The 10,802-nt window shown below is 38.2% G+C and carries 11 protein-coding genes; 10 read left to right on the top strand and 1 reads right to left on the bottom strand.

Annotation, left to right across the window (positions count from 1 at the left end):
- From dnaB to E7T07_RS09945, 9 genes are all read left to right on the top strand, one after another.
- The coding region (dnaB, locus tag E7T07_RS09985; RefSeq protein ID WP_167874956.1) for a replicative DNA helicase at positions 1–1,185 on the top strand (1,185 nt) is incomplete at its 5' end.
- Between the two features lie 2 nt (positions 1,186–1,187).
- Complete coding sequence (locus E7T07_RS09980; protein ID WP_135710996.1) at positions 1,188–2,909, top strand: ParB family protein; 1,722 nt, start codon at positions 1,188–1,190, stop codon at positions 2,907–2,909.
- The gene (locus tag E7T07_RS09975) at positions 2,902–3,462 is read left to right on the top strand and encodes a DUF2857 domain-containing protein (RefSeq protein WP_135710995.1); all 561 of its coding nucleotides are present in this window, start codon (positions 2,902–2,904) and stop codon (positions 3,460–3,462) included. Before E7T07_RS09980 ends, E7T07_RS09975 begins: the two co-directional genes overlap by 8 nt.
- Positions 3,463–3,532: 70 nt before the next feature.
- The gene (locus E7T07_RS11005) at positions 3,533–4,720 is read left to right on the top strand and encodes an STY4528 family pathogenicity island replication protein (RefSeq protein ID WP_180338722.1); all 1,188 of its coding nucleotides are present in this window, start codon (positions 3,533–3,535) and stop codon (positions 4,718–4,720) included.
- Positions 4,721–4,962: 242 nt separating this feature from the next.
- On the top strand, positions 4,963–5,679 hold the full coding sequence (locus tag E7T07_RS09965; protein WP_135710994.1) for a PFL_4669 family integrating conjugative element protein: 717 nt from the start codon (positions 4,963–4,965) through the stop codon (positions 5,677–5,679).
- An 18-nt stretch (positions 5,680–5,697) separates the two neighbouring features.
- Positions 5,698–6,177: a DUF3158 family protein gene (locus E7T07_RS09960; RefSeq protein WP_135710993.1), complete on the top strand. Its 480-nt coding sequence runs from the start codon at positions 5,698–5,700 to the stop codon at positions 6,175–6,177.
- 359 nt (positions 6,178–6,536) lie between these two features.
- Positions 6,537–6,725: a hypothetical protein gene (locus E7T07_RS09955; protein WP_135710992.1), complete on the top strand. Its 189-nt coding sequence runs from the start codon at positions 6,537–6,539 to the stop codon at positions 6,723–6,725.
- 156 nt (positions 6,726–6,881) lie between these two features.
- Positions 6,882–7,316 carry a single-stranded DNA-binding protein gene (gene ssb, locus E7T07_RS09950; RefSeq protein WP_135710991.1) on the top strand — a complete coding sequence of 145 codons (435 nt, stop codon included), beginning with the start codon at positions 6,882–6,884 and terminating at the stop codon, positions 7,314–7,316.
- 123 nt (positions 7,317–7,439) lie between these two features.
- Entirely contained in the window at positions 7,440–7,652 is a 213-nt protein-coding gene (locus E7T07_RS09945; RefSeq protein WP_135710990.1) for a DUF7446 family protein, read from the top strand.
- Between the two features lie 275 nt (positions 7,653–7,927).
- On the opposite strand, the gene E7T07_RS09940 is transcribed toward E7T07_RS09945, so the two are convergent.
- Positions 7,928–8,569, bottom strand: a complete 642-nt coding sequence (locus tag E7T07_RS09940; RefSeq protein ID WP_135710989.1) for a plasmid fertility inhibition factor family protein — start codon at positions 8,567–8,569, stop codon at positions 7,928–7,930.
- Positions 8,570–8,763: 194 nt separating this feature from the next.
- On the opposite strand from E7T07_RS09940, the gene E7T07_RS09935 reads away from it, so the two are divergent.
- Positions 8,764–10,794: a DNA topoisomerase III gene (locus E7T07_RS09935; RefSeq protein ID WP_135710988.1), complete on the top strand. Its 2,031-nt coding sequence runs from the start codon at positions 8,764–8,766 to the stop codon at positions 10,792–10,794.
- Positions 10,795–10,802 lie beyond the last annotated feature (8 nt).

Below are 10,802 nucleotides of genomic sequence, written 5' to 3'. Positions count from 1 at the left end.
CTGGAAAGAACGTTACAAGAAGAAAAGAAACTGAATGAAGTAGGCGGCTTGGCTTATTTAGCCGAAATCGCCAAAAGCACACCAACCGCGGCAAATATTGCCACTTACGCGAATATTGTGCGCCGTTCAAGTCAGTCTCGTCAATTATATGCACTTGGTCACCAATTATGTGCAGAAGTTTGCGTGGCAAAATCACAAGAGCAAATTGATACCATCATCAATAACACGGAAAAAGCTCTCACGGATTTAACCTTAAATGAAGCACAAACCGAAACCAATGCGGATTTAATGGATGTGATTGATTCCATTTTGAAAAGAATGGAACAAAATACCATGACTGGTTCTGTCGTAAGTGGCATATCCTTTGGTATCGAACGCTTAGACGCGAACACGACAGGTGCGCAAGATGGTGATCTCATTCTTGTGGCGGCTAGACCATCCATGGGAAAAACCGCACTTTCACTCACATTTGCCTATAGTGCATTAGAAACACAAAAAACGCGCCCAGTCCAATATTACAGTCTTGAAATGCCTGCGGAACAAATTATGTTACGCCTTTTGTCACTACATTCTCGCGTACCGCTACAACGTGTAAAACAAGGTATTACAATGAGTGATGAAGATATGGCGCGTTATGGCGCAGCCATTTCTCATTTTTGTGAAAATTGGGGCAATGCACGTTTTCAGCTGGACGATTCAAGCTATCTCACTCCGCAAATGTTACGCACGCGCGTAAGAAGAAATATCCGTAAATATGGCACACCATCGGTCATTATTGTCGATTATTTACAACTTATGCACGATCCTGCCTTTAGTGGTAATAAAAATCGTAATTTAGAAATTGAAAGTATTTCTCGCTCATTAAAACAGCTCGCGAAAGAAGTCGGCTGTCCTGTTATTGCTTTATCACAACTCAACCGAAACCTTGAAAATCGTGGCGATAAACGTCCTTTACCGTCTGATTTACGCGACTCAGGCTCATTAGAACAGGATGCCGACATCATTTTCTTCATTTATCGCGATGAAGTTTACAACCCCGAAACGGGTATGAATGGTATCGCTGAAATCATTATTGCTAAACAACGGAACGGCCCGATCGGCACTGTCTATAGTCGATTTAAAGGGGAATTTTCTTTATTTGAGAATATTCCTGATGATGAATATGAAAAATTAGCGAGAGAATAATTATGGCATTTTTTAACTCAAAATCACGTGAAGAACGCGCGAAATCAATGATGGCAGCCTTAAATACACCTGCTATCACAAGCAGTTCGCCTGTTTATCAACAAACCCAAATTGCAAATCCGCCGACTGCGGTAGATTTAAATAAAAAGCGTTTAATTACCGTTACATTGGATAAACTAAAACCTTATGAAGGCAACCCACGTAGAACAAAAAATCCCGCCTACGAAGAAATCAAGGCTTCAATTAAATCTCGTGGTTTAGATCACGCGCCTAACATTACGCAACGCCCGGGGGATGATTTTTACACCATTGCCGATGGCGGTAATACGCGTTTGCAGGCTTTAAATGAGCTATTTGTTGAGACGAAAGATATACGTTTTTGGTCTATCGAATGTGTATTTAAACCTTGGCAAGGTGATGATGAAATTTCATCTGAACTGAATATGATTATTGGCCATCTTGCTGAAAATGATATTCGTGGTGAGCTATCTTTTATTGAAAAAGCATTAGGCGTGCAGCGTGTAAAAACACTGTATGAAGAACAAAGTGGCGAAACACTTTCACATCGCAGATTAGCCGAAAAATTAAATGAAAATGGCTATCCGATTTCATTTCAACTCATTGCCCGTATGGAGCAATGTTTAACCTATTTATATCCCCACATTCCCAATGTTTTATTAGAAGGAATGGGGAAACCACAAATCGATAAACTTCTTGGTATGCGCAATAAAGCAGAAAATGCTTGGGATGTTCATCGATTGGACGTTGAACCGCAGGCTCATTTTGATGAAATCTGGTTAGATACTCTTTCACCTTTTGATGAACAACCCAATGAATTTGTGATTAATGATTTCCAAGATGTGCTAATTACTGCGCTTGTGGAAGCCTTTTATCATCAGATTCCTTATGAAACCTTCAAATTAGAGATCGATTTAGCTGAACAAAAATTACGTAAATTAGCAGAAAAACATGCGGATATTTTACAACTCGCCACAGAAAGTGAACGTCATCTTATTGAAGCAGAAAAAGAACAAACGGCAAAAGTGGCAAAACCGGCTATTCAGGATAATGACCACAAGGATAATGTCGATAATACAGCGTTCTCGGCAAATTCATTTACTGACACAGTAGAAGAAAATCTAAATACTGAAGCAGAAGATGAGTATAGAAATGAATCTGAAGAAACATCTGAAAATCTAGCGATACCATCGATTCAAGAAATGAATAATGCCATTCAAGAACATTTTTCTAATTTAGGTTTTATTCCCGGTGAAAACCCTGAAGCGCAACGTCAAAAAGAAGCCGCGGATAATGGTTTAGACTTTGCTTGCTCGGGGGCATTTCCAATTACGCATATTTGGAAAGTCAATCCTAATAAACCATTAACCATGGAAGCCTATTCCCTTGCGGTAGAAATTGCGGATGAATGTGGTATTGCAGATTGCATTGAACATATTATTCATGAGCCGATTGATTACGCTTTTCGCGTACATCCATTAAATACAGATAAAAATCACTCTGTTTTAACGCAACAAATTCATCAAATATTAACCGCACTTTCAACAACGGATGAACCACAAGAGATTGTCCTGTCACCGATGTTGTGGCTTGGCACTCAAGAGCAAGCACCGCAGGTCTCTGATTTAATGTTAGTGCGCCTATTTAGACTTATTCGCCTTAATCGCTATCTCAAAGAAATGACACTAGGGGGAAACCATGCTTAATGTCTCAATCAATCAAGCTATTATTTCTGAAATCCTTTCCAGTATTCGTAAAGGTGAGCTCGGCTACGGTAAGCAACTGGGCTTTGATGAAAATGAATTAGCGGTCATTTCCGATTTGAATACTCGAGAAATTTTAGATTTATGTAACAGTCCGGTGCCTTTTGCTAAAGTGCAAATTAATCATCAGGCTTTTTGGAATCTCATCGAAGTGGCTCGAGAAAACACACACCAGAGCAATATTATCGATCGCGCGTTAGAGTTAGGTGCGTCAAGTGAGATGTTACATAACCGATTTGGTTGGAGTTCTGCTGACGTTTCTGCTCGCCGCCGCTTGCGTGGCATTAAAGAACCAATGGGAAGAAAGCGCAATGCTTATGAAGCCGAAGAGCTCAAAGTTTGGGAACTTTGGCAAAAACATAAAGATAATGTTAAAGACGATATTGAAACATCCCCTGAAGGCTTTGACTTGCTGATGTTTATTGCGGAAGAAACCGGTGTGAGTTTAACCGAAGTATGGCGTTTAATATCAACATGGATAAAAGAAAATAATTAGATTGTCTCAGGGCGAGATACGCAAGTATCTCGCCAATAGATACGCAATGGACGAAAGAAGGGAAAATGTGATGAACGAGCAATTTCAGAGCCTGCTTTTTATCGGAAATAAGCACGAAACAGTGCCAACAAGATTACTTACGGATAAATATCTCACCGCACGAGCAAAATTGGCTTGGCAATTAATCAAATTAAATGCCGGCCAATTTCAAGGATCGCTATTCCCATCTTACGACCATTTACAACATTGGTTATCGGATAAAGCTTATAAAGATGAGTCTTGTTCACGTAAAATCGTGTCACAAACCTTACACTTACTCCGTTTAACTCGCTGGTTAACCTTGTGTGAAACGGTTCGTAATCACAAGGGACAAATTCTAGGCAACGTTTACATCATGAATGATGAGCCATTAAGTGTCATTGACAGTATCACATTAAATAGCGACTATTTAAATTTAGTGGAGAAGATGGCAAATCACAAAGATCCTATTTTAAAAGACGTAGCATTAAGTATCATTGATGAAATTGTCAGTGATAAATCCGGATTATGGCATTTTGTTTCTCACCTTGATGTATTTAAAGCACGCTATCGTGCATTGCATAAAAACCGTTTAATTGGCACGGCAGAATCGACATCGGTTCTACCAAACCATCTTTCAGAAGCGGTAAACAAAACACAGCAAATTTTGCTCAGTTCCCAAATGGAACTCAGTCAAAATACCGGGGAACTCAGTCAAAAATCACCAAGTTCCCACCTAAAATCACTGAGTTCCAAAATGGAACTAAGCACAAAAACCAATGCTAACTCATTGATTTCAAATGTAGTTCCCAATGGGAACTCTAAGTACAGTACAAGTACTAATAATATTACTAAGTACAGTACTGTACTGGAGAAGGATTTTTCAACACTGAAATTAACACCGCTCGAACAACAATCCGTGATGCAAGCGATGCAGGATTTAGATGAACAACTCTGCCAAGCTATTCTGATTGAAATTAAAGAGCGTATGGCTCAACAAGAAATTCGTAAACCGGTCGGATATATTTTCTCATTAATTCGAGAAGCAAAATTGGGTAAATTTAACCCATACTACGCCGCGAAACAAACGGCAACATCAACTAAAGCTGCGGCAGAAAGAAAAATACGCCCTGCAAGTCAACGTACATTAGGTAAATTGGACTCGGCTTTAACAGATAGTTTAAAATCATCGGAACGCTTTGCACAATTAAAACAACTAAAACAGCGATTAATGCTTTAAACTATGAAACCTGAATCAATATTATTTACTGATTAGAAAATGAACAGTGTCACCCTGGGTGACAGTGGTTAGAAAGTATACAAAGTGTCACCAGTGGTGACAAAATGGTTAGAAAGTATACAAAGTGTCACCAGTGGTGACAAAATGGTTAGAAAGTATACAAAGTGTCACCAGTGGTGACAAAATGGTTAGAAAGTATACACACATATCAATTTATTACTTCATTTATACGAGAATTAATTATGGCAGAATCAACTTCACAAAAATTAGGCGCACTTCGTAGTGAAATTTCCATCACATTACATACTCAACACGCCACTCGCTTATGGCAAGGCAGTAAAGAGATACGTGATCAGGATGGTAAGGTGATTAAACCGAGAATGTTAGGTGTAGTCGGTAGTCTTGGCGCAGTCGCTCGTATTCAACGAGAAGCCGCGAATAATTGTCCTTTCGCTGATTACTATTTAATACGTTTTGAAGATAAAATTATGGATAGTCATCAACAAATGAAGGAAATGACGCAGAAATTAATGCATGTTTATTTGGATGATTTACCTGAAAATATTGATGTACAGCGTTGCGTTAACATTGCGCCAATCACCTATGATCTTCATGTCAATTCGCCTTTAGGGTATAAATTTGCCTATCTCCTTTCTGAATATGACAACTTGGCTAAACTTGCTATGACGGCTGCTTATGTGGCGTTAATGACGCGTAAGGAAAGTCGTGAATGGTTAGAAAATGGTGCAAGATTAATTCGTCAATGTTTTGGTATATTAGATACTTACCGCTCATCTGGTGTTACGCGCGCTGATGATCTTGATAAAATTCAAGAAGCAGAAAAACGCTTGCGCGTGACACTTCCTGCTGATGTCCTTTCTGGTGAAAGACGTGCAATCTTTGCACCTGACATCAGAAAAACGAGCGCGACAGGTCTTTCTAACGCTCAGGCTGATTAAGTATAGGTATGACGCAATATGAATATCCATCGTATTATTCCTGATGATATGTATAAAAGTATCGCAATGAAGCATAATCTTAATGCTATCTTGCGAGATATGTTTAAATATATTGGGTCAGCAAAAGAATTGCATCGCTTGCATGCAGAAATGAATGATGTGCGGCAGTCTTTTGTGGATTATCAACCTGATATGATTGCGGCAATGACTAACAGCCCTGTTGGAACGCTACCATTATGGTTGTTGAGAGATAAAACCAGTAGTAATAATGTTCCTATTTTACGTTGGCGCAATGTCATTACAAAGCGTAACGGTAATTTAGCGTGGTGCGACATTCTTGAAAATGATCATTATGCGCCAGAAGTGAAGAAAGCGTTGCTGCAGATAGAAAAAGAACGATTATTGCTGAGCTTGCAGTTATCTTTATTAAATCATATCGTGCGGCAGTTAGAGACTTACGCTATAAAAATGGATGAGTTGGAGAAAATAATGCATTAATTGCGTCAGGATGGGGCAAAAAAGCAACCGTGAACGCGGTTGCTTTTTTGGGAATTGAGAAAATAATTGTTTTTGTAAACTTTACAATTAATTTTAAGACCATATTTGCACTAAAAATAATCAATTTTAGAGTAAATTTCAGTCGCATAACACTTGTCGGATTCTATTTTTGAGTGTTTTTTAGCCATTTTTCTCCGTGAAATCACCAAAATTTCATCCATGTACATTATCGAAACCTTGTTCTTGTTAATTATCGAACAATGACTTCTGGTAGATTCCCGTGTAAAGGGCCTTTTAAAGGTAAGGGAGCGAGCCCCTTACCTTTATGAAGAAAATACTTTTTTTGTTAAGGTGCAGTGATGAGCAATGTGAAAATGACATTTACCGTTGAAATCGATGGTAAGACTATTATTCAACATCAGATTGAAGAGCAAGTTAAAAAACGCTCTTACTTTTCGTCAGAGCGTAAATTAACTAAAGAAATTATAGATAAAATGAATGAATTTCATTCCGATAGATGGATTGATTCAAAGCCTTGGGAGCAGTAGTTATTAATCCTTTTCTGTTACGTATGCTTTTGGCAGGGATGAGTCACTTGCACTAATTGTTGTAAATCTAAATTTTATTAATGCTCGAATCCGTTGGTGAAATGTTTATGATGACTCTGCTTTTAATTTGTTAATAAATAATATGGCAGGTAAAAAATGGCAGGTGTGAATCAAGTTAATTTATTAGGTCGGTTAGGCGCAGATCCTGAAGTGAGAGTGATGCCTACGAATGGTGATTTGTTTGTGACATTAAGTCTTGCGACAAGTCGTCAGTGGAAAGATAAATCAACAGGTGAAGCAAAAGAGTTAGTCGAATGGCACAGAGTTTTATTAGCTAGACGATTAGCTGAAATCGCGCGTGATTTTTTAAAGAAAGGAAGTCAAGTCTATATCTCAGGATATTTAAGAACGCAAAAATGGACAGGGAAAGATGGCATTGAACATTGGTCAACAAGCATTATCGGTGAATCTTTACAGTTACTTGACAGTAAGCCTAAATCAGACAATTCGGCAATGTCACCTGAGTCTTCACATCCAATGCCGACATCACAAGATGAACTTCCAATCGTTGATGATGAACCGCCATTTTAAATTATAAACACTCAAGGGTGTACTAGCAGTACGTACAGCCAGCGTATGAAAATAAATGGCTGCTATGTCTTTTGGGTATTTAGAAGACTGTAATATGGAATTTATATTAGAAAGTGCGGCAAAATGAAAGAAATCAAATTAGGCATATCCCCTATAACCAATCAAATCTACGCAGGCTACACCAATAAAAGCGGTGAATTGTGGAAAGAAAAACAAGACGTTACTTTAATGGCGTTAGCCTGTGTTGCTCGATACTGCGAATTTATTGATGGCCCAGTAATTTTATCGGAAGGAGACAAAGCAAAATATGAAATAACAGTGAAAGTAATGAGATAGTGTACGAATGGAGAATAAAATGGAATCTTATAATCATGCCCAATTCCTTTCTAGTCTTATTCAGATTACGTCATTCATCGCTAACCGAATCAGATACCTGTTATCTACGAATGAAATAGATAAAGCAGATGCTTTGTTAGATGTTATGAGTAACTTTACACTTTTACAATCGATAGCACTTAATGATAATAAGCTCCAAGACCTAAAATTCTTTCAGTCATTACTCAACTCGCTTTCCTATTCAGAATTAAATGAACTTAAACATGTGATTAATTCTACAATTGCCATGATGGAGATTCGTAAAGATTCTTCCCACTAAGTAATTTTTCGAGTTCTAAATTTAATTCAGTTAAATCATAAAAAGATGTAGGTGTTATGCCTGCATGTTTGGCTAATAAAATCGCATTTTTTTCATTATACACATACACTGGAAATTGCTTTATACCATTCGCAAGCAAATATATTGTTCGAGTTATACCGTTAATAAATGAGCATTCTGCAATAGATTCTTCAGAATATCCGACTAATTTCTCAAACCATAGAAAGTGCTTTTTATAAATTGGTGTTCTTTTTATGTATTCTTTACAACTCACTTCTGCTAATGGAACAGGGTTTCTCCTTCCGAGATTAAAACCTTGTTCTGCATAATGAAATTTATAATCGTTTCTCCAATCATTTTCGTTTCCCCAGCTAAGCTGTGGTTCTTGTGGGTATTGCATATTTCGCCACATAGTCAAAAAGTTTTCAGCTTGGACGAATACAAGTTTTACTTCATCACTGGGATATTTAAAAATGGGATGTTTCAGATATAGCATTTGATTATTTTTAGTTTGTAATTCAAAAATTAAGTAATTCTGTAAGGTAAATTCCGCCTGCTCAATAAAAATCGTATGATGTGGAAATTTCATTAACTCCATCAAATTTTTCCTTAAATTAAAAAATTGAGTAAATTTTAACCGCACTTTTATGAGAAATGAATACTAACAAACTTATCCCTGTTATATAACTAGGTTTTTCAAATTTGATTTGATTTCTGAATAGAATAAATGCTTGTGAAGCATTGTTGCCTTGTTTGTAATATGTCTATTACATACTCTCTATTGGACATTATATGAAACTTTTTCTTTGTGAAAAGCTTTCTCAAGGTAATGATATTGCTAAAGTCTTAGGTGCAACAAAATTTGGTGATGGGTATTTATCTCGCGCAGATGGTTCAGTAGTTGTTACCTGGGCTGTTGGTCATTTGGTTGAGCAATTTAGCCCTGAGCAATACAATCCTGATTATAAACAATGGCGTTTTGACGCATTGCCGATTATTCCTAAACAATGGGGCGTTTCGGCTAAAGCGAACGTCAAGAAACAGTACAATGTGGTGATGGCTTTAATTAAAAAAGCCAGTGTGGTAGTCATCTCTACTGACGCAGATCGTGAAGGGGAAATGATTGCGCGTGAACTCTTAGATCTTGCTCGGTATAAAGGCAACATACAACGTTTATGGTTAAGCGCGCTTGACGCAGAAAGTATTAAAAAAGCCTTATCGTCTATCAAAGATGGACGAGAAACCGAATCGTTATATTATGCCGCATTAGCGCGTAGCCGTTCTGATTGGTTAATTGGCATGAATTTTTCTCGTCTGTTTACTCTACTCGCTCAACAACAAGGTTATATGGGGAAACCCTTAAGTGTGGGGCGTGTGCAAAGTCCAACACTTGCCATTGTGGTCAATCGAGACAAGGAAATTAAACATTTTATTCCTAAAGACCATTATACGCTGATTGTTCGCTTAACTAGCTCTCATGGCTCACCTTTTACGGCTCATTATGTTATTCCTGAAGCGGTGCGTGATGAAGATGGGCTTTGTTTAAATGCGGCAATCATACAAAAAGCGGCGAAAGATATTAATACGCTTGGTTCAGCTCAGATTATTAATATTGAAACAAAACGTGAAAAAAATGCACCGCCCTTATTGTTTGCATTAAGTGATTTGCAGTTTGAATGTAACCGTTTATTTGGGATGGGTGCGCAGCAAGTGCTAGATATTGCCCAATCTTTATATGAAACGCATAAATTGACAACCTACCCTAGAACAGATTGCGGTTATCTGCCTGAAGCGCAATTGGCTGAAGTACCTAATGTCATTCAAGGATTGGTAAATACAGATCCATCTTTAAAAGGCATTGTTGGTAAATTAAATTTGACGCAAAAATCCAAAGCATGGAATGACAAAAAGATTACCGCTCACCACGGTATTATCCCAACCATAAAAGGCGGTGATATAGCCAAATTAAGTCCGTATGAGATGAAAGTCTATGATTTAATTCGCCGCCGTTATTTAGCACAGTTTTTACCGCATTTTGAAGTGGACAAGACGACCGTGCAGTTACAATCAGGTGCGCATTCACTTATCTCGAAAGGCAAAGTCATTGTCGTTACCGGTTGGCAGGCATTGTTTCAAGGAGCGGAAAAAGATGAGAATGATGAATCAAATGATGGCCAAAAGCTCCCGAATTTGTCCAACGGTGAATCTTGTCCGGTTGTAGATACTGATGTCCGATCATTAAAAACGTCCCCACCTTCGCACTTTACGGAAGGGACGTTGCTGAGCGCGATGAAAAATGCCGCGCGTTTTGTGACAGATGAGCAATTAAAACAACGATTACGCGAAACGGAAGGATTGGGGACGGAAGCGACTCGTGCCGGATTAATACAGGGATTGATTGATAAAGGTTTTTTAACAAAAAAAGGAAAGCAATTGCTTGCGACAGCACAGGCAGTTTCGCTGATTGATAGTTTGCCTAATTTATTGAAAGATCCGGGATTGACCGCACTTTGGGAGCAGGCATTGAATCAGATTGCGGAACGTTCCATGACATTAAATGAGTTTATGTCAAAACAGGAAATCTTTGTGCGTCAGCTAATGGATGTCTGTATGAAACAAGGCATAAAAATGGGGAATATTGAAACGAAAAAATGCCCTAAGTGCGGTTCACCCATGGTCAAAAGACAGGGTAAAACCGGGACAGTGTTTTGGGGATGTACTCAATACCCGAATTGTGATGGCGTTGAATTTATTGATTCTGAGAAAAAACGAAAAACACGCAAATCAAGTGGTACATCCTATAAAAAACGCATATTGCAATAATATCATCT

The sequence above is a fragment of the Actinobacillus porcinus genome (genome assembly GCF_901764995.1).
Taxonomy (GTDB): Bacteria; Pseudomonadota; Gammaproteobacteria; order Enterobacterales; family Pasteurellaceae; genus Exercitatus; species Exercitatus porcinus.
This window is presented reverse-complemented; position numbering and strand designations above follow the sequence as displayed.